Origin of the sequence: Halococcus sp. PRR34, from assembly GCF_028617175.1 — an archaeon.
In the GTDB taxonomy this organism is placed as follows: Archaea; Halobacteriota; Halobacteria; order Halobacteriales; family Halococcaceae; genus Halococcus; species Halococcus salifodinae.
Window position 1 is genome coordinate 62,868 of sequence record NZ_JAQJDA010000005.1, and the last position, 26,620, is coordinate 89,487.

28 protein-coding genes are annotated in these 26,620 nt (G+C 65.4%); 9 read left to right on the top strand and 19 right to left on the bottom strand.

The genetic code is table 11. The annotated features are described in order from the left end of the window. Window positions 1–32: 32 nt before the first annotated feature. Window positions 33–977 (bottom strand): alpha/beta hydrolase, encoded by a 945-nt coding sequence (locus PHA81_RS08140; RefSeq protein WP_005041884.1) that lies wholly within the window; start codon window positions 975–977, stop codon window positions 33–35. Between the two features lie 103 nt (window positions 978–1,080). Here PHA81_RS08140 and PHA81_RS08145 point away from each other — a divergent pair, with 103 nt between their 5' ends. Continuing rightward, window positions 1,081–1,749 carry an METTL5 family protein gene (locus tag PHA81_RS08145; RefSeq protein WP_273836338.1) on the top strand — a complete coding sequence of 223 codons (669 nt, stop codon included), beginning with the start codon at window positions 1,081–1,083 and terminating at the stop codon, window positions 1,747–1,749. Window positions 1,750–1,762: 13 nt separating this feature from the next. Here PHA81_RS08145 and PHA81_RS08150 read toward each other — a convergent pair whose 3' ends face one another. Next, on the bottom strand, window positions 1,763–3,484 hold the full coding sequence (locus tag PHA81_RS08150) for a rhomboid family intramembrane serine protease (RefSeq protein WP_273836339.1): 1,722 nt from the start codon (window positions 3,482–3,484) through the stop codon (window positions 1,763–1,765). 120 nt (window positions 3,485–3,604) lie between these two features. Here PHA81_RS08150 and PHA81_RS08155 point away from each other — a divergent pair, with 120 nt between their 5' ends. After that, window positions 3,605–3,886 (top strand): DNA-directed RNA polymerase subunit L, encoded by a 282-nt coding sequence (locus PHA81_RS08155; protein WP_005041892.1) that lies wholly within the window; start codon window positions 3,605–3,607, stop codon window positions 3,884–3,886. Between the two features lie 25 nt (window positions 3,887–3,911). On the opposite strand, the gene PHA81_RS08160 is transcribed toward PHA81_RS08155, so the two are convergent. Continuing rightward, a complete protein-coding gene (locus tag PHA81_RS08160) occupies window positions 3,912–4,157 on the bottom strand; it encodes a hypothetical protein (RefSeq protein WP_005041894.1) in 246 nt (81 codons plus the stop codon). Between the two features lie 90 nt (window positions 4,158–4,247). On the opposite strand from PHA81_RS08160, the gene PHA81_RS08165 reads away from it, so the two are divergent. After that, on the top strand, window positions 4,248–4,475 hold the full coding sequence (locus PHA81_RS08165) for a hypothetical protein (protein WP_005041897.1): 228 nt from the start codon (window positions 4,248–4,250) through the stop codon (window positions 4,473–4,475). Window positions 4,476–5,133: 658 nt separating this feature from the next. Here PHA81_RS08165 and hisF read toward each other — a convergent pair. Continuing rightward, a complete protein-coding gene (gene hisF, locus PHA81_RS08170; RefSeq protein ID WP_005041900.1) occupies window positions 5,134–5,946 on the bottom strand; it encodes an imidazole glycerol phosphate synthase subunit HisF in 813 nt (270 codons plus the stop codon). A 111-nt stretch (window positions 5,947–6,057) separates the two neighbouring features. On the opposite strand from hisF, the gene PHA81_RS08175 reads away from it, so the two are divergent. Next, window positions 6,058–6,339: a hypothetical protein gene (locus PHA81_RS08175; protein ID WP_273836346.1), complete on the top strand. Its 282-nt coding sequence runs from the start codon at window positions 6,058–6,060 to the stop codon at window positions 6,337–6,339. Between the two features lie 94 nt (window positions 6,340–6,433). On the opposite strand, the gene PHA81_RS08180 is transcribed toward PHA81_RS08175, so the two are convergent. The 3 genes from PHA81_RS08180 to PHA81_RS08190 all read right to left on the bottom strand — a co-directional run bounded on the left by PHA81_RS08180 (window position 6,434) and on the right by PHA81_RS08190 (window position 9,005). After that, on the bottom strand, window positions 6,434–7,261 hold the full coding sequence (locus PHA81_RS08180; RefSeq protein ID WP_273836348.1) for a DUF5821 family protein: 828 nt from the start codon (window positions 7,259–7,261) through the stop codon (window positions 6,434–6,436). Window positions 7,262–7,423: 162 nt separating this feature from the next. Beyond that, window positions 7,424–7,792, bottom strand: coding sequence for a hypothetical protein (locus PHA81_RS08185; RefSeq protein WP_005041906.1), 369 nt, complete (start codon window positions 7,790–7,792; stop codon window positions 7,424–7,426). Window positions 7,793–7,901: 109 nt separating this feature from the next. Continuing rightward, a complete protein-coding gene (locus PHA81_RS08190) occupies window positions 7,902–9,005 on the bottom strand; it encodes a hemolysin family protein (protein ID WP_273836536.1) in 1,104 nt (367 codons plus the stop codon). A 111-nt stretch (window positions 9,006–9,116) separates the two neighbouring features. Between PHA81_RS08190 and PHA81_RS08195 the strand changes: the two genes are divergently transcribed. Further along, a complete protein-coding gene (locus tag PHA81_RS08195; RefSeq protein ID WP_273836351.1) occupies window positions 9,117–9,755 on the top strand; it encodes a hypothetical protein in 639 nt (212 codons plus the stop codon). Window positions 9,756–9,785: 30 nt separating this feature from the next. Here the strand turns inward: PHA81_RS08195 and PHA81_RS08200 are convergent, their stop codons facing one another. Next, complete coding sequence (locus PHA81_RS08200; RefSeq protein WP_005041914.1) at window positions 9,786–10,346, bottom strand: metal-dependent hydrolase; 561 nt, start codon at window positions 10,344–10,346, stop codon at window positions 9,786–9,788. Between the two features lie 90 nt (window positions 10,347–10,436). Continuing rightward, window positions 10,437–11,681: a Xaa-Pro peptidase family protein gene (locus PHA81_RS08205; protein WP_273836355.1), complete on the bottom strand. Its 1,245-nt coding sequence runs from the start codon at window positions 11,679–11,681 to the stop codon at window positions 10,437–10,439. 24 nt (window positions 11,682–11,705) lie between these two features. On the opposite strand from PHA81_RS08205, the gene PHA81_RS08210 reads away from it, so the two are divergent. Further along, complete coding sequence (locus PHA81_RS08210) at window positions 11,706–12,332, top strand: hypothetical protein (RefSeq protein ID WP_005041918.1); 627 nt, start codon at window positions 11,706–11,708, stop codon at window positions 12,330–12,332. An 18-nt stretch (window positions 12,333–12,350) separates the two neighbouring features. Here PHA81_RS08210 and PHA81_RS08215 read toward each other — a convergent pair whose 3' ends face one another. The 7 genes from PHA81_RS08215 to PHA81_RS08245 form a co-directional block, all read right to left on the bottom strand. Further along, complete coding sequence (locus tag PHA81_RS08215; protein WP_273836358.1) at window positions 12,351–13,649, bottom strand: oligopeptide/dipeptide ABC transporter ATP-binding protein; 1,299 nt, start codon at window positions 13,647–13,649, stop codon at window positions 12,351–12,353. Then, window positions 13,642–14,781 (bottom strand): ABC transporter ATP-binding protein, encoded by a 1,140-nt coding sequence (locus PHA81_RS08220; RefSeq protein ID WP_273836360.1) that lies wholly within the window; start codon window positions 14,779–14,781, stop codon window positions 13,642–13,644. Before PHA81_RS08220 ends, PHA81_RS08215 begins: the two co-directional genes overlap by 8 nt. Window positions 14,782–14,880: 99 nt before the next feature. Further along, a complete protein-coding gene (locus PHA81_RS08225; RefSeq protein WP_273836362.1) occupies window positions 14,881–15,879 on the bottom strand; it encodes an ABC transporter permease in 999 nt (332 codons plus the stop codon). A gap of 1 nt (window position 15,880) precedes the next feature. Beyond that, complete coding sequence (locus tag PHA81_RS08230; protein WP_193790506.1) at window positions 15,881–16,879, bottom strand: ABC transporter permease; 999 nt, start codon at window positions 16,877–16,879, stop codon at window positions 15,881–15,883. 97 nt (window positions 16,880–16,976) lie between these two features. Next, entirely contained in the window at window positions 16,977–18,665 is a 1,689-nt protein-coding gene (locus PHA81_RS08235) for an ABC transporter substrate-binding protein (RefSeq protein ID WP_005041929.1), read from the bottom strand. A gap of 143 nt (window positions 18,666–18,808) precedes the next feature. Next, a complete protein-coding gene (locus tag PHA81_RS08240) occupies window positions 18,809–19,999 on the bottom strand; it encodes an amidohydrolase (protein WP_005041931.1) in 1,191 nt (396 codons plus the stop codon). A gap of 61 nt (window positions 20,000–20,060) precedes the next feature. Next, window positions 20,061–20,330 carry a hypothetical protein gene (locus tag PHA81_RS08245; protein ID WP_005041932.1) on the bottom strand — a complete coding sequence of 90 codons (270 nt, stop codon included), beginning with the start codon at window positions 20,328–20,330 and terminating at the stop codon, window positions 20,061–20,063. Between the two features lie 122 nt (window positions 20,331–20,452). Between PHA81_RS08245 and PHA81_RS08250 the strand changes: the two genes are divergently transcribed. Beyond that, on the top strand, window positions 20,453–21,466 hold the full coding sequence (locus tag PHA81_RS08250) for a DUF1611 domain-containing protein (protein ID WP_005041934.1): 1,014 nt from the start codon (window positions 20,453–20,455) through the stop codon (window positions 21,464–21,466). Beyond that, a complete protein-coding gene (locus tag PHA81_RS08255) occupies window positions 21,463–22,506 on the top strand; it encodes a dipeptide epimerase (protein WP_005041935.1) in 1,044 nt (347 codons plus the stop codon). The genes PHA81_RS08250 and PHA81_RS08255 overlap by 4 nt, the downstream gene beginning before the upstream one ends. Before the next feature lie 9 nt (window positions 22,507–22,515). Here PHA81_RS08255 and PHA81_RS08260 read toward each other — a convergent pair whose 3' ends face one another. The 3 genes from PHA81_RS08260 to PHA81_RS08270 all read right to left on the bottom strand — a co-directional run bounded on the left by PHA81_RS08260 (window position 22,516) and on the right by PHA81_RS08270 (window position 25,948). Beyond that, on the bottom strand, window positions 22,516–23,769 hold the full coding sequence (locus PHA81_RS08260; RefSeq protein WP_273836370.1) for a M20/M25/M40 family metallo-hydrolase: 1,254 nt from the start codon (window positions 23,767–23,769) through the stop codon (window positions 22,516–22,518). Continuing rightward, a complete protein-coding gene (locus PHA81_RS08265) occupies window positions 23,762–25,180 on the bottom strand; it encodes an APC family permease (protein ID WP_005041939.1) in 1,419 nt (472 codons plus the stop codon). The genes PHA81_RS08260 and PHA81_RS08265 overlap by 8 nt, the downstream gene beginning before the upstream one ends. A gap of 69 nt (window positions 25,181–25,249) precedes the next feature. Next, window positions 25,250–25,948: a helix-turn-helix domain-containing protein gene (locus tag PHA81_RS08270; protein WP_273836372.1), complete on the bottom strand. Its 699-nt coding sequence runs from the start codon at window positions 25,946–25,948 to the stop codon at window positions 25,250–25,252. Window positions 25,949–26,142: 194 nt separating this feature from the next. On the opposite strand from PHA81_RS08270, the gene PHA81_RS08275 reads away from it, so the two are divergent. Next, the gene (locus tag PHA81_RS08275; RefSeq protein WP_005041943.1) at window positions 26,143–26,601 is read left to right on the top strand and encodes a universal stress protein; all 459 of its coding nucleotides are present in this window, start codon (window positions 26,143–26,145) and stop codon (window positions 26,599–26,601) included. Window positions 26,602–26,620 lie beyond the last annotated feature (19 nt).

The window sequence follows — 26,620 nt, forward strand, 5'->3', positions numbered from 1 at the left end:
TCGATGGCGGTCGCAACCGCCGTTCGACCGATCTACGCGTCGAACGCGTCCCGGAGACCGTCGGCGACCGTTTCGATCCCGTCGTGTGACCGATCGACCACGTCGAGCATGCTCACGAACCCGTGGATCATCCCCTCGAAGTGCTCGTGAGAGACTGCAACGCCGGCGTCTTCGAGCCGGTCGGCGTAGGCGATCCCTTCGTCGCGGAGCGGATCGAACCCCGCCGTAATCACGGTCGCGGGCGGCAGCCCGGAGAGATCGCGCGCGAGTAGCGGTGCGGCGTACTCGTTTCGTGCGTCGAGGTCGTCTTGGATGTAGCGTTCGTCGTACCACTCCATGCTCTCGCGTTCGAGGAAGTAGCCCGAACCGTTCTCCTCGTAAGAGTCGAACTCCGGCCCCACTCTGGAGTTTACCGCCGGATAAATGAGTGATTGATGACACAGGTCGGGACCGCCGCGGTCGCGTGCGAGCAGTGTGATCGCCGCCGTGAGGTTCCCGCCCGCGCTGTCGCCGCCGACCGCCAGCCTCTCGGGATCGCCACCGAGGTGCGGTGCATAGTCCGCAGCCCACTCGACGGCCGCATAGCAGTCCTTGACCGCCGCCGGGAACGGGTGCTCGGGCGCGCGGCGGTAGTCGACGGAGATCACGAGACAGTCCGCCGCGTTCGTCACCGCGCGACAGAACGGGTCGTGGGTGTCGAGATCGCCGAGCACCCACCCGCCGCCGTGGAACGTGACGAACACTCCCGGAGAGTCGTCAGGTTCGTCTTCGGGCGCGTACACCCGCACCGGGATCGGTCCTGCCGGTCCCGGAATGTCGAGGTCCTGCACGTCGCCGACGGGTTCGGGGTCGAGCATCGAGAACAGCTCGTCGAGCTGGTCGCGCGCGGTTTCGACCGACACGCCGTAGGTCGGCGGCGCGCGCTGCTGGTCGAGCAGGTCGAGCAACTGCCGCACCTGCGGATCGAGTTCTGCCATCGTCACCGACATCGACGGCGGCGCGTGCCTTAGTCTTCGCTCCGAACCGATTACCGGAAAGAATAGCCAAACCTTTTCGTATGTCCGTTGGGTATCGACGACGATGAGTTCCGTGAGCGCCCTGGCCCAGCGACTCGCGGTGGTCGCGGGGTTCGAGGATCCACAAGTCGGTCTCGAACAGTACCCCACGCCGCCCGACCTCGCGGCCCACCTGATCCACGTCGCGGACCTGCAGGGCGACATCGAAGGCCGACCCGTGATCGATCTCGGCACCGGTACCGGGATGCTCGCGCTCGGCGCAGCGCTCCGCGGGCCGGAGTCGGTCGTCGGTATCGATATCGATCCCGATCCGCTCCGGACCGCGCGAGAAAACGAGCGCCGGGTCGGCACTACTGCCGACGTCTCGTGGATCCGGGCTGACGCCACCGACGCACCGCTTCGCTCGCGGGCTGCGTCGACTGATACTGAAGAAGTCCCGCCCCACGAGAGTGACACGTCCACGACGGTCGTGATGAACCCGCCGTTCGGCGCGCAGAACGACAACGAACACGCCGATCGGGCGTTCCTCGCGACGGCAGCCCGAGTTGCCACGGTCTCGTACTCCGTTCACAACGCCAACAGTTCTGAATTCGTCGAGGCGTTCGCCGACGACAACGGGGGCGAGGTGACCCGGGCCTACGGAGCCGAACTCGATCTCCCACGACAGTTCGAGTTCCACGAGGCCGACTCCCGCACCGTGGACGCAGAGGTGTTCCGGATCACGTGGGAGTAATCTGCTCCGATACTCACTCGTAGGATTCGTGGCTTGCGATCCGGACGCGCGTCTGCCCGGCGACGGCGTACAGGTGCTTCCCGTTCCGGTCGAAGGTGACGTTCGCTACCGCCGCGCTCGTCCCCTTTTTCGGCAGCGGAACGGAGCCGAGCGTTTCGTTGTTCCGACTGACGACGAGATCGAATCCCGTTTTCTGCGGGGCGAGCGAGACGTTCTTTCCCGCGATGACCGGCTCCGCGGTTGCGGGTGCCGAGCGGTACGCGAGCTGTCGGCCCTCACCGGGTCCGTCGAGGAACACCTTGTAGGCGTGGCCGCCGCCGACGATCCGCCACCCGTTTCGTTTGGCGGCCACGGTTTCGGACCAGCCCAGTCCGCCGAGCTTGACCGCCGACCAGCCGTCGAACGCCAGCTCGCTGGATTGGATCGCGGTAGTCCAGACGTGACGCTCCTCGCTCTCGACGATCACGCCGCTGGCTCGCACCTGGGTCGTCTCCCCGAACGCCGAGATGTCGAACACCGACACCTTCCGGTTCGTGACGTTCTCGGCGTAGGTCACGGTGTAGTCCCGAACGGCGACATCGGCGTCAAGTCCCGGCTGGGGCCCGGCACCGGTCCCGGACGCGAACACTTCCTCGGCCGGCGTATCGACGGTCGTGAGGTTCACCGGAACGGCCGGCGCGGCGAGCACCGCGAGCGCGAGCACGATGACACCCGCCGAGGCTGCGCGGCGTCTGATGGTCCCGCTACCACCGAAATCGCCGACGCGCTCGATAATTTCGAGGCGCGGCATGTCCGGCCGCGGGAGCGCCAGCCGATCGGGGGCGGCGACACTCGCCGCGACGACGAGTGCGAGCCCGAAGACGAGCACCGCGCCGATCGCCCGGAAGAGCACGTACTCGCCGTTGCCACGGAACCAGTAGACCGCCCAGAGTGACTGCCCCACCGCAAACAGGATGGTGCCAAGCCAGAGCCGACTCGCGGTGGGCCGGACGTCCCGATGGCGACAGAGCGCGACCCCGATCAAAACGCCGATCAGCAGACCGATGGCGTGAGCCTGGATCGCGATCCCGGCCCACCACGGCGTTCCGAACGAGGGCTCGGCGTTCGCCTGCACCACCGGGTTCCGGAGCGCGCGATACACGAGCTGAACGACGCCGCCGGCCGAGAGCGCGATCACTGTCGTCACCGGGTAGCGCACCAGTGCGACCCCGGCGAACGCGAACACCACGCCCGAGAAGCCGATCACCGGCCCGATCGAGAACACACTGACCAGCAGTCCGACGACGATCGCTCCGGCGGGGATGGCGAGCGCGCGAGCGTAGGGGTTGGTCCGGAGCGAGGAAAACGTCGCCGTACCGCGCTCGGTGGGGTAGTGTCCCCACGCGTACTCGACGATAACGCCGAACGTGCAAACGCCGACGAGGTTGCCGACGAGATGGGATGGACCGACGTGGGCGAACGACGCGACGCCCATCCCGAGGGGATAGAGATACGACCACGCCCGGAACGGGACGACGACCGGCCAGTACCAGTTCGCCAGTCCGTTCTGGACGAACAGATACACCCAGAGCAGTCCTGCCACCGTGAGGAGCGTCCCCCACGGAACGCCAGCCAGAAAGCGCGCGCGGAGCGCTGGCCCCCATTTTCCGCGCCCGTCGAGACGATAGACGGCCCCCAGCGAGATCGCGGCCGCGAGGAGCACCGCGATCCGTGCGAGTGTCTGCCACGGGGCCATGACGACTCGAAGGACTGCGACGGTTTCACTCTGTCGCGTGCATATGTCGGACGATCGGTCCGATCACGGTCCGCCAGTCGTCAGTCGTCAGGTTGAAGCGCGCGACGCCGAAGAGAAGGTATGGATCTACGGGTCATCGAGAGCGAGGACGACGAGCTGTCGATCGAGATCGAAGGCGAGGATCACACGTTCATGAACGTACTCAAGGGCGCGTTGCTCGAAACGTCGGGTGTCATCGCCGCCACGTACGACGTGAACCCCGAGCAGTCGGGCGGCCAGACCGATCCCATTCTCACGATCCGGACCGAGACCGGCACCGAGCCGCTCGACGCGCTCGAAACCGGGGCCGATCGAGTCAGCGAGATGACGACGACGTTCCGTGACGCGTTCCAGGCGGCCTGAGACGGCGACTGCCTGCGGCGGCGAGTCAGTTCGCCGGCTGGCGTTTCGCTCGCAGCAGATCGATCGCGTCGCTCGCGAGGATATACCCGATGACGAGCAGCAGGCAGCCGAGTGCCGTCATCCAGACACCGACGATGCCGACGCTCGTATCGAGCGTCTGGAGGCCGTTCAGTTCGACCACGACACCGAGGGCGGCCGCACACACCGCACCGATCGCACGGACGGCAGCCGCACCGAACTCCGTTCCGAGTTCTAAAAGCGTCTCCTTCATCGACGCCGCTACTCGTCGTGGCCCGAAAGCAGTTGCGTTTCGAGCGGCCGAATCGAAACCGGTTTGATCGTCACCCGCTCGAACCACGTTATGGGTCGATACGGCGATCTGAACCACGAACGACTGACGAAATACGGCTTCGCACTGGGCGTCGCGCTGTTCGTTCTCGGAGCTGCTGGCTCCGCGTTCGGCCCTGCGGTGGCCGGACCGCTTCCCGGCTGGGAGCAAACCCTGCTTTTCGATAGCGAGGTGGCCGGGATCCTCGTCGCCTTCGTCTCGGTGTTCGGTTTCGGGATCGTCCTCCCGCTGACCGAGTGAGCTGCTGGACGGACATCCGAGTGAGGGGGCCGCACTGAGTTATAGGGGCTCTCACATCACAGGGTGCCGACCTGTTGGAGTCGCCGTGTGAGAGACATGACGCGTATCTCGCAGATCAGTTCGAGATCTTCGCTGACAACTATGACCATGGATTTCAGGATGTTCTGGAAAGCGTCAAAGTTCCTGCTTCAAATCCTATTGTGACACAGAATCGAGGAACTTCATCAGCAGCTCCTTGAAATACTCTGGATCGTCGTCGTTTGCGTTGTGCCCCGCGTTTGGAATCACTCCGTATCGGCAGTTTGGTTCTCGCTCAGCCCACGAAGGGGCATCCCGAGCTACTGTTCCCGTTCGGTCGCTGTCTCCATGCGTTAGTAGGAGTGGTTTTTCAATGACGTAGCCTGGTTCTGAATGAAGCGCATTCGCGACCGCCTTCCACACCGTTATGAACTCTTGTTTCGAAAGCTGACTTGTCGCACGATAGGCTACCGCTTCGCACGCTCGGTCTCTGTCGTACGCTCGGCGATGACTTCCTTGAGGTGGTGATACGGCCAGATTTTGAACAGATAGGGTGAGAGTCCGAGAGCGAGAGGCTCCAGCCGTGGCGGAATACTCGTGATATCCGTCGCTCCGATCATCGCTCGACGAGCCGCGGCCCTCACAGCCGCACCGGAACGCTGCGGTCGGCGAGATACTCCTTTACCTCCCGGATCGAGTATTCGTCGAAGTGGAAGATCGACGCGGCGAGCGCCGCGTCCGCGCCCGCGTCCGTGAACACCTCGTGGGCGTCCGCGGGACCGCCACAGCCCGACGAGGCGATGACCGGCGTCGAGACCGCCTCGCAGACCGCCCGCGTCAGTGGGATGTCGTAGCCGTCCTTCGTCCCGTCGGCGTCGATCGAGTTGACGAACAGCTCGCCCGCACCGCGGGATTCGGCCTCGCGCACCCACTCGACGACGTCCCGGCCCGTGCCCTCGCGCCCGCCTTTCACCGTGCATTCGAACCAGCAGGACTCGCCGTCGACAGTGAAGAAGTGCTCGCCGGCCTCGTCGTACCGCCGGCGCGCGTCGACCGAGATCACGATGCACTGGCTGCCGAAAGCTGTCGCACCCTCGGTGATGAGATCGGGGTTCTGGAGCGCGGCGGTGTTGATCGAGACCTTGTCAGCCCCGGCTCGGAGCGTCTCCCGGATGTCCTCGCGGGTGCGAATCCCGCCACCGACAGTCAGGGGAATGAACACCTCGTCGGCCACGCTCGACACCACGTCGAGCATCGTCTCGCGGCCGTCGGCCGAGGCGGTGATGTCGAGGAACACGAACTCGTCCGCGCCGGCCTCGTTGTACCGCCGCGCCATTTCGACCGGATCGCCGGTGTGTTCGAGGTCCTCGAAGTTCACACCGGTGTAGACCGCCGGCTCGCCGTCCTCGTCGAGATCGACATCGATACAGGGAATGATGCGCTTTGTCAGCATCCGATACCCGCTCTCGGACGGGCCGGGTGTTGACGGTTTCGACTGACTCGCTCGGTGACTTGGCCGACGATCATCGGTGTGATTTTAATAGCGCGGCTCCGTCGAGTCGGTATGAGCGACAACGACGACGCACCCACCGAACCTCGCGAGTCCGAACCCGGTCAGGAACAGGCGACCGACACCGAAGACGAAACGATGGCCGAGAGCGAGCGCGAGGAGCGCGATTCCCATCCCGACGCGACGGGCGACGGCACCCACGGCAGCGTCGAGCCGGTTGCGACCCGTGAAACCGCCCCGATGAGTGCGTTCACCGCCCGTCAGGTCGGTATCGGGGCCGTCGTGCTCGTCGTCGGCTTGGTCGTCACGTTCGCGATCCCGCTCGCGCTGGTCTGACGTCGAAACGCTTCTTTTCCCAGACGGTGGCTATACACTACGAAACGGTCGAGAACGGCTGTAAAACGAGTTCGGATCACCCACCGAGTGGCGTTCAGTCGTCGGTCGCGAGCATGTCCTGGGCGACGTCCGCGAGTTCGTCGATATCGGCCGCTTGGAGCCGTTCGTTGCCGAGCAGCAGGCGGAGCCGCGGTCGACCCACATCGATCGGAACCTTCGTGGTGTCGATCAGCCCTTCGTCTTCGAGCCTGGTCTTCGTCCGGGAGAAGGTAGCCTTGCTCGCGACGCCGGTGTCCTCGCCCCATCGGCTGATGTCGTAGAGCTGGAGTTCGTGTTTCGCCGCGATCAGCAGGCTGATAGTCACCTCGTCGAGCCCGTCGCCGTTGCCGCGAGCGGCGTCGAGCGAGTCGAGCACGCGCCCGAAGTCCGCATCGACCTCGTCGCTGAACGTCTCGGCGAGCGTCTCGTGAACCCGCGAGATCGGTGGTGTCCGGAGCGAGAACGGTTCGGCCTCCTCGAACGCCGCCGCGTGTTTCTCCCGCGCGCTCCCAACGAAATCGTCTTCGACGGTCCCGAGTCCCGCGACCAGCTCGCCGGCGGCCACGAGCGTGACCACCGTCTCGTCGGTCACGATCAGCGAGTTCATCCCGGTGGATTCGGTCGTTCGCAGCGAGAGCGTCTCGTCGGCGATGAGATCCGCGGTGATGCTAGCAACGATGAAATCCTCCATGACGCTCTTGAGTGTGGCCTCGACCGCGAGCAACCGAACCGTCGGCGGATCGTCGAGTTCGTCCAGCGTGTCGACGAGTTTCTCGACAGCACCTGCCGGGGGGAAGACCACGAACACCTCACCGGACGCCTCCGAGAGAACGGTACGATAGATCTCCGCATAGTCCATCTCGACACTCTTCAGTGATTTCATTGTACGTGAACCAAGGCACTCGCAGTATTTAATTTCACTGGCTTTGGACGCCCGAAACACCAAAAATCGAACGGCTCCGGCGACTTATTGGAAAACCAACAATTTTTGGATCGGTAACGACGATCGACCGCCTCCAAAACCGATCCGTACGATACGCCGGAGTTACAGGAGCGCCCCGAGCACGGCACCGGTGAGCAAGGAGAGAGCCAACACGCCGCTGGCGGTCGCGAGCGGCACCCGGCTACTGCGGACAGCGCGAGCGCCCCGGCGGGTGTCGGTTTCTGTCGAGAGCAGGAAGACGACGCCAGCGGTGGCGAACGCCAGCCCGATGACGAGTCCCCAGAGGAAGGTGAGCGCGGAGGCGTCGGCGATGGCGATCGCGACCATCCGGCTGAGGACGAACCCGGTGCCGGCGATGATCGGTGCGCTCCCGACGACGTTGGCTCGGTCGACGTCCCCCTGTGCACTGGGGACGAGCTTGCCCAGTAGCGACTGCCACGAGGATTGTAGTCGACGGCGACGACGCGACATATCTCCCTCGTCTGGCGGCCTCCGGTATAATTCTTTGTCAGACATATTTCTATATATTTACGTTTCTGGAGCCAGCACGCCCCGGTGGTTCCCAGTCGCTATCGTCTGCTTAGTCGAGCGGATCCTCGAGATCGCCGGTGATCGCTTCGAACGCGTCGGTCGCGGTCACGAGCCCGACCACCGACTCGTCGTCGGGGTCGACCACCATCGCGACCTCCTGGTGTTCGGCCTGGAACCGATCGATGAGGTCGCTGACCGGGAGATCCGCGGGGACAGTCACCGACGGGGTGGCGACGGATGCGATGTCGACCTCGCCATCCCGGAGGGCGTCGACGTTCGTGAGCACCTCCGGTGTGTAGACGACGCCCACGAACTCCTCCAAGGATTCGCCGACCAGCGGGAATCGGGTGTGCTGGCGCTTGGTCATGAGTTCGAGGTTGGCCTCGATCGACTCTTCGGTCGAGAGCGCGACGATCCCCTCGCGCTCGACCATCACCTCCGCGACCGAGACGTCGCCGATTTCGAGTGCGTTGATCACCTCCTGTTCGCGCTCGTCGGAGAGCTCGCCCCGGCTCAGCAACGTCCCCATCCGGCTCCGGAGTTCGCCCCGCGAGGCGGGACGCTCCGCGCCGTCTTCGCCCTCCTCGATCTCCTCTTCGGCCCACGAGCGTGAGATCTCGACGCCGAAGACACCCAGAATCGCCTTCGCCACCCAGTCGGCCAGCCGGATGATCGGGCCCAGCGCCCGCGTCCACCAGTAGAGCAGCGGCGCGCCGTATCGCGCGACGGTCTTCGTCCGCTCGATGCCGAGGTAGGTGGGGGCCTGTTCACCAACGATCACGTGGAGCAGGTTGATCACGAGCAGCGCGAGCGCGACCGAGAGGGCAGTGTGGCCGGCCTCGCCCCCGCCGCCGAGCAGGCTCCCGAGGCCGGCCGCGCGGACTGCCGGGTCGAGCACCGCCGCGAGTGCAGGTTCGGCCACGAAGCCGAGCCCTACGCTCGAGATCGTGATCCCGATCTGACACCCCGAAAGGTAGATCTCGAGCTGTTCAGTCATCTCCCACGCGCGCCGCAGACCACGGTGCTCCTGGAACTCGGCCTCGTCGAACTGCCGAACGCGGGTCATGGCGAACTCGGTAGTGACGAAAAATCCGTTCGAGAACAGCAGCGTCAGCCCCGCGAACAACTGAAGCAATGTCGTGGACTCGACCATCTGCCACGCGTTCTCCGCCACGAGTGGTAAACACGGTGGTGTCGCAGTGAACGGTCGCCGCCGACCCGACCATTTTTATCCAATGGGACCGCTTCACACACCAAGTCCTCCATGCGATCCACGAAAGTTGCCGCGGTGCTCGTTGTCGCCCTCTGTGTGGCCGGGACGGCCGCCGCACTCCCGACGGAGTCCGTCCGATCACAGCAGCCTCAGCAGGCCCAACAGGGAGTTTCGAATCCGAACGCGACCCTGGTGTTCTCCGAACAGACCACGAACGGGTCGGTGGTGCGACTCAACACGGCCACCCTCTCGCAGGGTGGGTTCGTCGCGATCCACGACACGAGCCTCACTGCGAACAACAGCACCGTCGGTAGCGTCATCGGGGTCTCACAGCGACTCAGCCCCGGACCGCACCAGGACGTCGTCGTCCCGCTCTACGCGGTCGACGGACGGAACTTCAACGACTCGCGACTCGCCGCAAACGGCACGCTGGTCGCGATGGCACATTTCGATTCGAACGACAACGGCGAGTTCGATTTCGTCGCCACCAACGGGAGCACCGACGGCCCCTACGTCGAGGGAGTGCGGGCCGTGACCGACAACGCCTCGATCTCGGTCCGTCCGGCGGCGGACGACGCGGCGGATGGTGGAATCCTCGGTGGGGTGGGTCCCATCGCCGTCACTCTGGCGTTGGTCGTCGTCCTCGCACTCCTCGGCGGTGCGGCCGTCGTAGCGCGCCGGCGTCAGTGAGATCGACTCCCGGTGGAAGACGAGAACGGGTTACTGCTCTGCGGCCCGCTCGCGCCACGTGACGACCCATCCACGCACCGCTGCAAGGCCGGGACGACCGTCACGAACCCAGACCACGAATGCGACCGCGACGAGTGCGATCTGGAGGGCGAAAAACGGCGTGAACTCCACGCCCAGAACGCGCGCCACAAACCCGGCGCTGGTGTCGTACGGCGGCAGATCGAGCAGCGGCCAGCCGAGATACGCGAGATACTGGTAGTCGCCGGAGACGAAGGAGAGAACGCCGTCGGCGAACGGGTGCGAGAGGTAGCCCACCGCGAACGCGATACCGACCGTGGAGTGGTCGTGTCGGCGGGCGTACCACACCACGAGGCCACAGATCACGACGGCGGTGAGCAGCGAGTGTGTGAGCGACCGGCCGCTCGCCAGCACACCGAACGTCCACGCCAGCGGCTTGTCGACGAGGTCGGGAAACTGCGTCCCGAACGCGACGGCGAGCGTCGCCACACTGCCCGGCACCCGGTCGAACTGCCATCGACTCAGTCCGGAGTACAACAGATAGCCGACGGCGAGATGTCCCCACGGCCACATACTCGCCGATAGCGACGGTGGGGGTTTACCCGCTTCGAAGCCGGCGCGGCCAAAGCTGAGACGCCGGCAAACGTTGGGGGACGGAAGATCTCACCGAACGGGGATCACGTTCTCGTCGAGCGAGCGTGGGAAATAGGTCAGCTGTTCGGTGCCTTCCTCGGTGACGACGATCGTATCCGAGTGGCGATAGCCCGCCTCGCCCGGGATGTAGATGCCCGGTTCGATCGTGTAGACGTGACCGGGCTGCATCACCTCGTCGCTGCCGCGATCGATGAATCCGCGCTCGTGACCTTCGAGACCGATATTGTGGCCGGTGTGGTGCTGGGCGTGCTCCGCGAAGCCGCGATCGGCGAGCACGTCGTGAACCGCACCGTCGACGTGCGCACAGGCGACGCCCGGTCCCGACTCCTCGATCGCGGTGGTCTGGGCCGCGAGCATGGCCTCGAAGCGCTCCCGATCTTCGGGACTAGGTTCACCGAGGAACATCGTGCGTTCGAGCTCGCTCACGTAGCCGCCGACGTTCGCGGTCGCGCCCGTGACGAGGACGTCGCCTTCCTCCAGTCGGCGATTCTCGGTGAGGCCGTGTGGGAGCGCGGTGTTCGGCCCCGAGAGGAAGCCACACGAGGCGGGGAACCCCCCGCGGAGGCGCGAGTCGTAGCGCTCGCCGAGCGTGTCGAGCATCGCCATCGAGGCGTCGAGGCTGGCGCGCTTGGCCACCCAGAGCTCGTGTTTTCCCGGCTCAGCGTATTTCGCGAGTTTCCGGTGTGCGAGATTCCCCCACTTCGCCGATCGCCGCAGAAGGTCGATCTCTCCAGCCGATTTCGTCTTCCGCCAGTCGGTGACCCACTCGACGGTTTCGACGTCGACGCCCGCGAGCTCACCGAGTGACGGCCCGCTGTACCCCCAGTGGCCTGGCGCACCGTCCGAATCGGCCGCGATGCGCTCCGCACCGAGGTCGTCGAGCATCGTTCGGATCGTCGCTTCGGGGGTCCGTGATCGGTGTTCGTGGTACGTCTCGTGGGGAGTGGCGTTCTCCGCGTCGTCTGCGTCACCGACTCCGGGGTAGTCGTAGTACCCATGAACGCGCTCGATCAGCGGGAAGTCGTCGCTCTCGGCGCGGTCGCGTTCGAGCCGCGGCACGGTGATTGCGACTGTCTCGTCGGTGACGGCGAGACACACCGGACGCTCGGTCTGGAGGTGGTGAAACCCCGACACCCATTCGATGGCGGTCGCCGAGAACAGACAGAGCGTGTCGCGGTCGGACGATTCGAGCTCCGCCCGCACGCGCTCGATCCGGCGCTCGAACTCGGCGGGTGGGACTGTCGTCGGTGCCATACACTCTGGACCGACGGCGACACCATGAGTGTTCTCCCGTTTCGCTCCACGACGACGATCCGAGCGCTGTCGACCAGCAGAGCGAAGTTCGTGCGTGGAAGACGGGGAAGCGATGACGGGTCGACGACGAACGAACGCCGAATCATGCTTGCCCGGAACGGGCGTCCACTGATCGTGCCCGTTAGTGATCGCGAGGACCGCCACGGACTCGACGAGACGCGCAACTACCTCGCTGCGGCGCTCGGACGGTTCGTCCCGCAGCGCCTTGCGCGCGCGGCGTTACACGTCTCGATCGAGACCGGCCGAGAGCGCTACGCTCGGGGGGAGCCGATCGCGATCACCGCCACGTTCACCAACCGGCTCCCCGTCCCGATCACGGTCCGAACGCCGCGCCAGCGGCGCTGGGGATGGAGCGTCGACGGCGAGCTCGAAGCGAGCGACGAAGCCCGCTACACCCGTTCGAAACCGAGCAGCTTCGGGTTTCGCCCCCGCGAGCGAAAGCGTTTCGAGTGGGAGTGGAACGGCCGGTTCGAACGAACCACCGAACGTCAGTGGGTGACGGCCGAGCCCCGCGAGTACGAGATTTCCGCGTTCGTCGCGCTCGACGGCGACACGCGGCCGTCGGCGACGACGACTGTGCGGATCGAGTGACGGAAGCGAACTCGCGAGCTACTCGCGATGGAGATGACAGGCTGCGAAGTGAGCCCCGGAGCCGTGCTCGGGCTCGATCTCGTAGGTCGGTTCCTCCTGCGCGCAGATGCTCTGCTGGGCGAAGTTCTCGTCGAGCAAGCGGTCGGCTTCCGCCCAGTCGTCCGAGAGCACGTTTTCGACCGCCCGGTCGACGATCGTGGCCGCCTCGCCCGCAAGCGACACGTCCTCGAAGAAGCGGTGGCGAAGCGACCGTTCGCCTTCCGGTTCGAACGTTCGACGGTCGACCGCACGCATGAACGCCCGCACGGCCTCCCACTGGGGATCGGTGAGATCGTACTCAGGCGGGCGGATGAGCTCGGGACAGCGCGTCCGGAATCGACACCCGGAGGGTGGGTTGATCGGGCTCGGAACGTCGCCTTCGAGCACGCCGCGGGTCCCCTCTGCACGCGGATCGGGGACCGGGATCGACGACAGCAGCGCCCGCGTGTAGGGGTGTTGTGGGTTCTCGAACAGCTCCTTTTTTTCGGCGAGCTCGACGAGCTGACCCAGATACATCACCGCGACCCGATCCGAGATGTACCGGATCACGGAGAGATCGTGGGCGATGAACAGGTACGTGAGTCCGAACTCCTCTTGAAGGGCGTTCATCGTGTTGAGCACCTGGGCCTGGATCGAGACGTCGAGCGCGCTCACGGGCTCGTCGCAGACGATGAAGTCGGGGTTGACCGACAGCGCCCGCGCGAGGTTGATCCGCTGGCGCTGTCCGCCCGAGAAGGCGTGCGGGTGGCGATTGTAGTGCTGGGGATCGAGTCCGACCTTTTCGAGCAGTTCGTGCGCACGGTCCTCCCGGCCTTCGGCGTCGAGCATCCCGTGGGCTTTCATCGGCTCCTCGACGATGGAGCCGACCTTCATCCGGGGATCGAGGCTCGACTGGGGATCCTGAAAGATCATCTGCATGTCCTGGCGCTGCGCGCGCAGCTCCTCGCCACTCATCTCGGCGAGGTTCGATCCCTTGAAGTAGACGTCACCATCGGTCGGGTTGAGCAGTCGAAGGATGGTTCGTGCGAGCGTGCTCTTGCCACAGCCGGATTCGCCGACGAGTCCGAGGGTTTCGCCCTCCCTGATTTCGAAGGAGACGTCTTCGACCGCGCGCACCTCCTCCGAGTCGAAAAACCCGGAGAGGAACCCGCTCCCCTGGTCGAAGTGCTTGGTCAGTCCGTCGACTTCGAGCAGCGCGTCGGTGCCGGACGTCCGGTCGGTCGCGCCGCCGACCTCGGTCCCGTCGTCGGTTTCGGCCGGTGATCGGGCGTCACTCATCGGTCTCACCCCTGCGACGCCCACCGTCGGCAGTGAGGTCCGCACCGAACCCGGCCTTGGCGTCGCTGGCGATCGGGTCGCTGTCCCAGTAACCGACGTCGAACCCATCGTGCATCAGACATGCGGCGCGGTGGGGCGGATCACCCGGCTCGGTGACGTCGCGCGCGTCCGGATGTGCTCGAACGCACACCTCGCGCGCGTCCGGACACCGAGTGTGGAACCGACAGCCGGAGGGCGGATTGATCGCCTCGGGCATGACGCCCTCGATGGGCGAGAGCTCACCGACCGTTTCGTCGGGGCGAGGGATGGATTCGAGCAGCGCCTGCGTGTAGGGGTGTTTGGTGTCGTAGAACAGCTGCTCGACATCGGCCTGTTCGACGATCTCGCCGAGATACATCACGTTCACGCGGTCGCAGATCTCCGCGATCACGCCCATGTCGTGGGTGACCCAGACGAAACTGGTGTCGTACTTGTCCTGGAGATCGTCGACGAGATCGAGGATCTGGCCCTCGACCGTGACGTCCAGCGCGGTGGTTGGCTCGTCGGCGATGATGAGGCTCGGCTCACACGACAGTGCCATTGCGATCAGCACCCGCTGGCGCATCCCGCCGGAGAACTGGTGTGGGTAGTCGTCGTAGCGGTTCTCGGGTTCGGGGATGCCGACCTCCCGGAGCATGTCGATCGCCTCTCGTTTCGCGGCGTCCGCCCCGAGATCGCGGTTGATCTCGATGAACTCCCGGAGCTGGCCGCCGACGGTGAACACGGGGTTCAAACTCTCCATCGGATCCTGGAAGATGATCGCGATCTCCCGGCCCCGGATGCGTTCGCGCATTGTGCTGTTCGAGAGCATCTCGTCGCGCTGGACGAGTTCGCCATCCGATCGCTCCTCGACGCCGAACAGCGTCTCGCCGCGAAACGTGACTTCGCCGCCGACGATCTCGCCGGGACTCTCGACCAGCCGGAGCAGGCTCGACGCGGCGACGCTCTTGCCCGCCCCGCTCTCGCCGACCAGCCCCACGATCTCGCCCTCGTTCACCGTAAAGGAGATACCGTCGACGGCACGAACGACGCCTTCCTCGGTGAAGAAGTGGGTCGTCAACTCTTCGACGCGTAGTAGTGGTTCCTGACTCATGATGTCGTCCTGTTTCGTCTCGTGATCGCGACTGTCTCTTCGACGGTCGATCGCTGCCGGTGTTGCGACCGGTCTCCAGTGGTTGCTGTCCGATGCATCTCAGTTGTTGAGCCGCGGATCGAGCGCGTCCCGGAGCCCGTCGCCGAAGAGGTTGAACCCCACGACGGTGATCAGAATGGCGAGCCCGGGCCAGAGGCTGAACCAGATGCTCTGGAGCATGTAGTTGCGCGACTGGGCGAGCATCTGTCCCCACGAGGGTGTCGGTGGCTGGACACCGAACCCCAGGAAGGAGAGTCCGGCCACGATGATGATGCTCACGCCGACCTGGAGGGTGGCCTGCACCAGCACGGGGGCGAAGCTGTTCGGCACGACGTGCCGGAAGATGATGTTGCGATCCCTGACTCCCGCCGCGCGGGCGGCTTCGACGTAATCCTCCTCGCGCACGCTGAGTACGCGCGAGCGTATCAGCCGCGCGAACACCGGTATCGAACCGATGCCGACCCCGATCATCGCGAAGAGGAGATCACGCCCGAACACCGACATGAACGTGATCACGAGGATCAGGAAGGGGATGGCGTACAGCGTCTCGACGCCGCGCATCAACACGTCGTCGACCCACCCGCCGTAGTAGCCTGCCACCGCGCCCACGATCACGCCGCCGAACAGCCCGAACGCGGTCGCGATGAACCCGACCTGGATCGCGATCCGTGTCCCGTAAAACAGTCGGGCGAGGATGTCGCGGCCACGGTTGTCGGTGCCGAGTGGGTGTTCCCACGTCCCGGTACCGAGTCCGTTCTCGACCCCGACAGGGGGCAACAGCGCCTCGACGGTCACTGGGTCGGTCGCGGGGTTGACCCAGAACGTGCTCGCGAACCAGTAGTCGAGCAGCTTCGCGTCGACGTACGCGAACACCGCGACCGCGGTCATGAAGCCGATGATGAACAACCCTGCGAGCGCGGTCGGGTCGCTTCGGACTTGAGTGAGGGTGTAGCGCCACCCCACCCGAGATTCGACCGCGCGTTCGCTCTCGTCGGCTCCACTCTCCTCGGTCTGATCCGAGGAAAGCATCTCGTCGGATTGGGTATCACTCGTTGCCATGTCAGTCCCGTTCACCGTAGGAGACGCGCGGGTCGACGTACGCGTAGGAGAGATCGGTGATGATCACTCCGATCACGAACGCCAGCCCGAAGACGATCGTCGTTCCCATTATCAGTTGGTAGTCCTGGTTGTAGACGCCGGTCAGGATGAGCGTCCCCATCCCGTTGATGCTGAACACCGTCTCGGTCAGCACCGCACCGCCGAGCGCGGTCGAGAGATTCAATCCGAGCACCGTCAACACCGGCAGCTGTGCGTTGCGGAACGCGTGTTTCCTGAGGATCGTGGTCTCGGAGACGCCGTAGGCCCGCGCGAGTCTGACGTACTCCTCCGAGAGGGTTTCGAGCATCGAGGAGCGCTCGATCCGCGTGATCGCCGCCATCTGGAGCGTCCCGAGCGAGAGCGTCGGCAGGATGAGGTGTCTCGCCGACGTGACCACCACGTCGAGACGCGTCGACGCCCCCTCGACCCGGAGCGGATGCGCCCACGGCAGTATCAGGTTCGTCGCGGGGAGCCACCCGAGCTTGAACGCGAAGACGATGATGAGCATCAGCCCGATCCAGAAGGAGGGCGTGCTCACGCCGATCAGCGCGACGACCCGCGAGATGTGGTCGGTCGGCTTGTTCCGTCGCTGCGCCGAGAGGACGCCGAGCGGGATCGACGCCACGATAGCGAACGTGAAACTCGACAGCAACAACAGCAGCGTCACCGGCAGCCGCTCCATGATCTTCTGGGTGACGGGCACCCCATAGTAGAGGCTCTGGCCGAGGTCTCCCTGGACGACGCCCGCGAGGTAGTTGAAGTACCGGACGTACAGCGGCTGATCGAGGCCGTATTTCGCCTGGATCGCCGCGACTTGTCCCGGTGTCGGCGACGGACCGAGCATGATGCGTGCCGGATTGCCGGGGATGGCGTTCGAGAGGAGGAACGTGATCGTCACGATACCGATCAACACCGGTATCGCCTGGAGTAGCCGTCGGGCGGTGTAGCGAGCTAGCCCCACGGCTCACCCCCGTAGCGGCGGTACGTGGGTACCGTTCGTGTGGTTGTCGTGTCAGTCATGATGGGATATGAACGAAATCGAAACGCTTCGGCCGGAACTACTTCTCGACCGAGACGTTGTTGTAGCCGGTGGCGATGCTGAAGCTGCCGACCGGGTGTGACGTGAAATCCTTGACGTAGTTTTTCACGCCGAAACTGTTCTTGAGGTTGTACGCCGGCAGGTTCACCCGGTCTTCGAGGAGGGTCGTGATGGCCTGCTGGTACAGTTTTTTTCGCTCTCCTCTGTCGGTCGACTTCCGGGCGTTCACGATCGCGGAGTTGACCTCGTCGTTCTGGTAGAACACGCCCTGGCCGACACCCGCCTGGGATTGGGCGAACAGGAAGTACATGAACGAGTCGGGATCGGGCGTGCCCGACCACCCGAGCGTGTACATGTTGTAGTCGTTGGGGTCGCCCGTGACGTACCTGTCGAGGAACGTCCCCCAGTCGAGTCGCTGGACGGTCGCGCCGTAGCCCGCCTCCTTCAGCCCGTTGGCGACGCTGGTGCCGATCTGTTCGCGCTTGTCGTCCGGCGGGACGATGATCTTCGCGTTCCAGTTGTCCGGGACGTTGTCGTTGTCGTCGAGCATCGACTTCGCCTTGTCGACGTCCTTGTCGTGGGGGATCTTCTTCCACTCCTCGATCGGCATGTCCCAGTCGTCGACGAGGACCTTCGGCAGCGGGCTGTACTGGCGGAGCCCGGTCGGTTCGACGAAGTTCGAGACGGCCTGATCCATCGAGACCGCGTAATCGATCGCCTCGCGGACCTTCGGATCCGCGGTCGGCCCCTTCTTGCAGTTGAACGCGAGATAGAAGTAGCCGACGCCCGGGACGGCGTCGATCGACGCGTTGCCCATGTTCTTCACGGTGTTCCACGACTTCGGCGGGATCTCCTCGATGACGTCGTTCTCGCCCGACTTGAGGGTGGTGACCCGGGTGGTCCCCTCCTCGACCGGCACGAACTCGATCCCCGAGAGGTTCGGCGTGGGATCGCCCCAGTAGTCGTCCCACCGCTTCACGCGTGCGAAGTCGCCTTCCTGCCACCCCTCGAAGGTGAACGGCCCGGCCCCGACCGGGTTTTTGGTGTTGAACGCCTGCTTGTTCTGCTCGCGGACCGACTTCGGCACGACGTTGGCCGCGAGATAGCTGTTGAACGCCCCGAAGGGATACTTCAGATCGAACTGGACCGTCTTCTCGTCGACGGCCTCGGCAGTGTCGATCATGTTGAAGTTGGCGGCGTTCTCGGTCTCCTCCTTCACCGGGGCGGTGAAGGTGTACGCCACGTCCTCCGCGGTCACCGGGTCACCGTTGTGGAACGTCGCGTCCTCGTTGAGCGGGACGACGTAGCGTTGGCCCCCGTTCTCGACTTCGGGCTGCTTCGCTGCGATCTGCGGAACGATCTTCTTGCCCGCCTCGTTCCACTCGTACAACGGATCGAACACCAGTGAGGCGACCTGATCCGAGGGAACGTCGTTCAGGACGATCGGATCGAACTCGATCGGACTCTTGACCTGGGCGAACGTGAGCTGTCCGCCGCTACCGCCACCACCACCGCCGCTTTCGTTGGCGCTACCGTTTCCGCCACCGCTACCGTTTCCACCGCCCCCGCCACTGCCGTTTCCGCTACCGTTCCCTTCGTCAGGGGCGGTGGCGCTCTGACAACCGGCCAAACCGGCGATGCCGATCGCGCCGGTCCCCTGTAGGAGGCGGCGTCTGGTCACGTCGTATGTCGTCTGTTTGTCCGTCATGAGCTGGTTTGTTCCTCGGTAACGCGTTCTTCCCGGAGCTATTGTAAATGTTTTATGGCCGGGGTCGTCCCAGGAACTGTCGACACAACGGATAGAACGGACGATCGGGCCGGCGAACGTCGGTGTGGAGCTGGTTCGGCGACCTACCGCTCCCACTCCTCGCGGAGATCCGTGGCGTCGCGCTCGTGATCGAAGACGTGCTCACCGTCGACGAACACGTGTTGGGCGGTCGAGTCGAACGCGTAGAACTCGTCGTCCCACACCGCGAGGTCGGCGTCAGTGCCTTCTTCGAGCGTCCCGACGCGATCCCCGATCCCGAGAATTGCGGCCGGATTCTTGGTCACGGTGTCGAGCGCGGCGTCGGCGGGGAGTCCCTCCCGAACCGCGAGACCCACACAGACATCGAGATGTTGCTGGGGCAGGACGGGCGCGTCGGTCTGGATCGCGACGGTCACGCCCGCCTCGTGGAGCAGGCCTGGCGTCTCGAAGGTGATGTTCGACAGCTCGTACTTGGTTGCGCTCGACGCGCTCGGCCCCACCACGGCAGGAACGTCGCGTTCGGCGAACTCCTCGGCGATCAGGTGGCCCTCGGTCGCGTGCTCGATCGAGAGGTTCTCGATCCCGAACTCTTCGGTTATTCGGAACACCGTCATGATGTCGTCGGCCCGGTGGGCGTGGACTCTGAACGGGAGATCGCCCTCCAAGACTCGCACGAGATGTTCCATTCCGAGATCGCGCTCGAACGGGTCGCCCTCCTCGGCGGCGTGATCACGCCGGTTCTGGTAATCCTCGGCGCTCATCAGTGCCTCTCGGAGTGTAGCCGCGACACCCGAGCGGGTCGCGGGCTCGCGGTCGTACTCCTCGCCGTGGACGCGCTTGGGATTCTCGCCCATCGCGGCCTTCATCCCGTCCTCACGGAGGAACATCTCGTCGGCGAGGTTCCCGTGGGTCTTCATCGAGCAGATCACGCCGCCGATCACGTTCGCACTCCCCATCCGGGCGCTCACGGTCGTCACGCCACTCCGGACGGCGTGATCGAGCTCCTCGTCGTGGGGATGAAACCCGTCGAGCGCCGAGACGTGCGGCGTCACTGGATCGGTCAACTCGTTGATGTCGCCGTCCTCGGGCTCGCCCCACTCGGCCATCCCGGCGTGGCTGTGAGCGTCGATCAGGCCCGGTGTGACGTGGTTCCCATCGCAGTCGAGGACGTTCGCCCCGTCGGGAACGTCGATATCGCCCACTGCGCTGATCTCGCTGCCCTCGACGAGCACGCCGCCCTCGACTGTCCCGCGATCGGTCGCCGTGTGAACGATTGCATTGGTGAGTGCGTACACGACGTGGACGAGGCAAGATTCACACTAAAGCGCTCGGATCACCCGCCCGAATCTCCGGCGATCAGATCGTGTCGTCGGGATCGTGCTCGTCGGCCATCCGGCGTACTTCGTCCGCATACCGTTCCTGAACGTCGGTCTCCGTTACGGCTTCGAGGTTGTCCGGCGAGACGTCCTTGGCGGCAGTCACTCCGTCCATATCGATCGCCTGGGCCGCGAGCTCCCGCCGGAAAATCTGATCGCCCTCGGTCGTCGCGTACTTGAGGACGATGAGATCGCGGTTGTTGTAGCCGCGCTCGACGAGCCACACGCGGACGTCGTCTGCCGATGGCATGAGCACACGAACGGGAACCGCGATGTTAGTCGTTCGGTCTCGACGACCCGAATCGTGGATCGGTCGGATCGCCTGCTGGCACCGAACGAGGATTTTAAGCCGTCAGTTCGCGTCGCCGTACCATGAGCGTCGTTTTGCTCGCCCACGAGCAGTTCCCCGATCGAGCGAAGACCGCGGTAAGCATTCTCCGGTACGGCGACACCGAGATCACCGCCGTTCTCGACCGCGACAACGCCGGCAAGCGCGTCGGCGACTTCCTTCCCGACGTGCAGGACGCACCGATCGTCGCCGGGATGGACGACGTCCCGGCGTGTGACGAACTGATCGTCGGCATCGCACCCATCGGCGGCGGGTTCGAGGACTCGTGGCGGCCCGACGTCCGGCAAGCCCTCGAACGCGGCTGTGACGTCACTGCCGGCCTTCACTACTTCCTCGAAGACGACGAGGAGTTCCGCCGCCTCGCCGACGAACACGACTCTGAGCTCTGGGACGTCCGCAAACCGCCCGCCGACCTCACGGTGAGCGATGGAGTCGCCGCCGACGTCGACGCCGAGATCGTGCTGACTGTGGGCACCGATTGCTCGGTGGGCAAGATGACCGCGACGCGCGAACTCTACGAGGCCGCACGCGACCGCGGCGTGGACTGCGGGTTCATCCCCACCGGCCAGACCGGGATCATGATCGAACGGTGGGGACTGCCGATCGACCGCGTGATAAGCGACTTCGCCGCCGGCGCGGTCGAGAAGATGATCCGTGAACGAGGTGACGATCACGATTACCTCTTTGTCGAGGGCCAGGGCTCGATCATCCATCCTGCCTATTCGGGCGTCACCTGTTCGATTCTCCACGGCGCGATGGCTGATAAGCTAGTCCTCTGCCACGAGGCCGGTCGCGAGGCGATCCACGGCTACGAGGACGTTTCGCTCCCTTCGCTCCCGACGTACGTCGACCTCTACGAGGATCTCGCGGAGCCGGTCCACGAAACGAACGTGGTCGCGGGCGCGCTCAACACCCGCAACGTCGAGACCGACGACGCGGCCCGTACTGCAGTCGCCGACTACGCCGACGTGATCGACGTGCCAGCGACCGACCCGGTCCGGTTCGATATCGACGACGTCCTGGAGGCGATCCTGTGACGCTCGACACCGAGTTCGAGCGGGTGACGCTCGATCTCGACGACCCGTTCACCATCTCACGTGAGACGCAGACGGTCGCCGAGAACGTCGTGGTGCGCATCACCGACGCCGACGGAACGACCGGGATCGGGGCCGCCGCCCCCTCCTCACATTACGGCGAGACTGCGGACACCGTCGAAGCGGTGCTCCCGGATCTCCTCGCGGTCGTCGAGGATGTCGACGATCCCCACAGTCTGGATCGGATCGAGCGCCGGTTGCGGGAGACGGTTCGAGCGAACCCCGCCGCGCGGTGTGCGATATCGATCGCGCTCCACGACCTCGTGGGCAAGCGCCTCGATCTCCCGCTCTATCGCTACTGGGGGCTCGATGCCGACGAGACGGTATCGACCTCCTACACCATCGGGCTCGACAGTATCGAACGGATGCGCGAGAAGACGGCTACGGCAGTCGACGCCGGCCACTCGGTTCTGAAGGTCAAACTCGGCACCGAGCGTGACCGCGAGATCGTCGACACGGTACGAACGGCGGCCCCCGACGCCCGGATCCGGGTCGACGCGAACGAGGCGTGGACGCCCCACGAGGCGGTCGACATGATCGACACCCTCGCCGCTTTCGATGTGGAGTTCGTCGAACAGCCCGTTCCCGCCGAGAATTCAGAGGGGCTCGAATACGTCCACGAGCGCTCGACGCTCCCGATCGCGGCCGACGAGTCGTGCGTGACGCTCGCGGACGTTCCCCGGATCGCCGAGCGCGCGGACATCGCGAACATCAAACTCATGAAATGCGGTGGGCTCCGCGAGGCGAAACGGATGATCCACACCGCCCGCGCACACGGACTGGAAGTCATGCTTGGCTGCATGATCGAGTCGAACGCCGCGATCGCGGCCGGCTGTCATCTCGCGCCGCTGCTCGATTACGCCGACCTCGACGGCTCCCTACTGCTCGCCGACGACCCGTACGACGGCGTCCCGATCTCCGGCGGCGAGATCGATCTCGCCGGGACGGACCGTCCGGGAACGGGCGCGCGAGCGGCAGAGTAGCCGCGAGCGTCAGGCGAGCAGCGCGACACAGCCGGCGGCGACGATGCGCGCCACGCCGACGACCTCGTCGGTGTGGACGAACTCGCCGGCCCCGTGGATGTTCGCGCCGTCGGGGCCGACGATCACGGTCGGAAGGCCGGCGCGATGGCCGAAGTAGTTGAAATCGCCGACGCTCGAAAAGTACCCGATGGCCGGGTCGTCGCCGGTGACAGCCTCGACGCCGGCCCGCAGCGCACCCACGAGCGGATCGTCGGCGTCGGTGACGTACGGCCCGTAGCGAACGTCCGGCGCGGGCGCTTCCCGAAAGTCGATCTCGACGCCGGAATCGAGGTTGAGGTCAGCGACGACTGCCTCGGCGTCGGCTCGAACCACGTCCTCGGTTTCGCCGACGACGACGTGCCGATCGACCAGCAGACGACAGGCTTCGGGGACCGAGAGCGTTTCACCCCCGCCTTCGATCTTGAGCGGGCAGACCGACCCATCGCCGAGCTGTTCGTGCGACCCGACCTCGATGCCGGTGAGGGCGTCGGCCAAACGACCCGCATCGACCACCGCGTTCGTCCCCTTGTGTGGCTGTGAGCCGTGTGCAGCCTCGCCGGTCACGGTGATGTCGTAGAGAAATCGTCCACGCGCGCCGAGCAGCAGTGCGGGGTTTTCGATGTCCCGCTGGGCGAGAATCGGCCCGGGCTCGGTGACGATGGCGGCGTCACAGTCGTCGGTGACAGAGTCACGAATGAGCTGGTTCGCGCCCAGCCCGTAGGGGCCCTCCTCGTCGACGACGGCGGTAAAGAGGACGTCGCCCGCAAGGTCGATGCCGGCCGCGGCGAGGGCCTCGAACGCGACCATGATGCCCGCGAGCCCGCCTTTCATGTCACAAGCCCCCTGGCCGTAGAGCTTGCCGTCCTCGATGCGCCCCGAGAGCGGGTCCTCCTCCCACGCCTCGACGAGTTCGACGGTGTCCATGTGAGCGTTCAACAGCAGCGTCGGCGCGTCGGGGTCCGTGCCTTCGAGGCGCGCGAGGACGTTGTTGCCCTCGAAGCCCGTGATGTCGGGTTCGCTCACCGCGTGATACTCGGGATCGAGTCCGCGTTCGTCGAGCCAGTCGTAGACGAACTCGGTGATCGCCTCCTCCTCGAAGTACGGGCTCCGGATGCGGACGAGCTCCTGAAGGAGTTCGATGGTTTCGTCGTGGTCGATCCGCTCCGCGATCGCATCTGGGTCGGTCGTCGCGGTGTCGGGCGCGTCGGCGGGAGCGTCAGTCATCCGCAGTCACGTCCTGAATGTCGGGGTCGTACTCGTCGGATGGCACACCTGGCAGCGTGTCGAGAATCGCCTCGACGTCGGTGCCGGCCTGCTGCCCGCGATACCAGTAGACGCCGAACACGATCAGGCCGACGACGATCCACGGGACGTACACCGTGAGCGACCCCTGGTAGGCCTGGGTGAGCAACAAGAATGCACCGAGCGTGCCGACCACGCCCGAGACGAGGAGCCCGCCACCGAGATCGAACCCGGCTTGGTCGACCACGTCCGGCCTCGCGTAGCGGGCGTAGAGCAGCGTCACCGAGACGGCGAAGTACGCGATGAGGTAGCTGAACGTGGCGATCTTGATCGCCTGATTGAGTCCCGTGGTGTAGAACGTCAGCGCCGAGGAGACGACGTAGAGCGTGAGCAGCGACCAGTGGGGCGACCCGAACCGATCGCCGACCGCCGAGAACCACTGCGGGAACACCTCGTCCCACGACCACGAGTACGGCATCTTGATCCCCGCCGCCATGACCGCGTTCACGCTGGAGGCGGTCGCAAGGAGGCCGCCGATGGCGACGATGGCCGAGGCGTCCGCGCCCAAAAACGCCTCGGCGGCATCGGACAGCGGGCGGGCCGACTCGGCGAGCACGGTGTAATCCGCTACGACACCGTAGATGACCGCCGCCGTCCACATGTACAAAACTGTCAGAATCAACGTCCCACCGACCATCGACAGCGGGAGGTTTCGGGAGGGGTTTTTCACCTCCGCACCCATCTGGCCCGCGACCGCGATGCCGATATAGGCGTAAAAGAGCGGAACGGCGGCGGCGAGGAACCCGCTCGATCCGCCGGTGAAGAAGGGCTGGTAGTTCGCCGTCTCGATGGCGAACGATCCCGGCACGACGAGGACGAGAATCGAGAGCACGAGCAGGCCGAAGATGGCGTTCTGGACGAGGCTGTACCCGCGCGACCCGACGAGGTTGACGAGGAAAAGCACGGTGAGAAGCCCGAACCCGACGAGCGCCACCTCGCTCTGGCCGGCGATGAGGTCGGGAAAGAACACCTGCAGATAACTCCCGAACCCGATGGCGAGCACCGCGTCGGCGGCCATGTAGCCGAGCCACTTCGACCACGTGACGAGGAATCCGGGCAGCCGGCTGTTGAACGTGCGCGAGACGTAGGCGTACGAGCCGGCCGCACCCGGAAAGACGGTCGCCATCCACGAGTAGTTGATCGCGATCGCCGTCGCGAGCGTTCCCGCCACTGCCACCACGAGGATGACGCTCGGCCCGGTCGTCGCGCTTGCGGTCCCGAGCGTGACGAACAGGCCAGCCCCGAGCGTGCCGGCGACGACGGTGCTCATCGCCCCGAGCGGACCGATGTCGCGTTGGAGACTCCGATCGTCTTTCGACGTCGATCGTGCCATGATGCCGCACACGAGAGCGGAGGAATAACACCCCTCCCTCTCATGAACGGCTCGCACGGCGCAGGCGGTTCAGTCGCTCCCGAGGAGTTTCGCCTCGGCCTTCCGGAGATGTTCGAGCAGGGTCGCCTTCGAGACGCCGAGTTCGTCGGCCAGTTCGACGGCGTTCACCTCCCGTGGCCACGCGTAGTAGTCCCGTTTCCTGGCGAGCTCGAAGGCCTCGCGCTGGCGCTCGGAGAGGTCGTCGGTCGGCAAGACGCCGGGACCGCCCTGCGCGACCGCGATGTCCTCGACGCGGATCTCGGCGTCCTTCGTCTCACGAATGGCGTCGAGGCGCTCGCCGAGCGTCTCGCGATCCGTATCGACGATGACCGTCCAGTACTCCCTCCCACCGTGCATCCGGACCGGCTCGTCGGGGATGAACCCGCGCGAGACGAGCGCGTCGTTGATCGAGTTGTCGATCTCGTAGCGCACGACGAGCGAGCGACTCGCGCTCCCGGGGACCGTCGTGTCGGTCGCGTGCGGACGGTCGGTCTCCCAGACCGAGTCGGTCAGGGACGAGGCCCGGATCGCGGCGATCAGCTCCTCGATCGCGGCGCTCGTCTCGCCGTAGGCGGTGAACCGGCCGGTCGCCGCCCCGTCGATGGTGTAGACGCCATGACCGAGGAGTCCCCCGTCACGCTCTTCGGTCACCGACAGCGTCCAGCAGTCGGGGTGCCAGATGTCGAGCGTCACCCGCAGGCCCGTCCCGGGCCGTTGCGGCGAATCCATCGCTGCCAATAGAATCAATGGGGAGAAAAGCCGTTCGACCATCCGCCCGCCCGACAGAATTTGTCCGTCGCGACTCTTGCCCCACATCCAGTGCCGTCGAGTCGCGGGGTTCGTCTCTGTGATTCTGAACGGGAGCTGCCGAAACACGGTCGACCGCCCGTAGTATTATGTAGAGGTGTCGAAAAGGAGGTGACATGGCACTCGATACCGTCGTGCTGGCGGTGGGACCGGGCGACGCAGACCGGGTCGATCGGTTGGCCGAAGAGACCATCGATATCGCCGGACCATCGGCGGCGACCGTCGTACTGGGCCACGTCTTCACCGACGACGAGTACGCCGAATCACTCGATCACCTCGGGTTCGATACCACGTCCGGGGAGGTGTCGCCGGACGACGTCGCCCGCCGCCATGCCACCATCCGCGAGCTCGCCGAGCGGCTCGACGATGCCGGCGTCGATCACGCCGTCGGCGGTGCGGTCGGCGATCACGGCGACAGCATTGTGGGGTTGGCCGAGGAGGCCGACGCCGACCTCGTCATCGTCGGCGGCCGACGGCGCTCACCCGCCGGCAAGGCGGTGTTCGGCTCGACGGCCCAGAAAGTGATGCTCTCCGCGCCGTGTCCCGTGACCTTCGTCCGCGCAGATACGAAGTGACGCAAGCGGGTGACTGTCC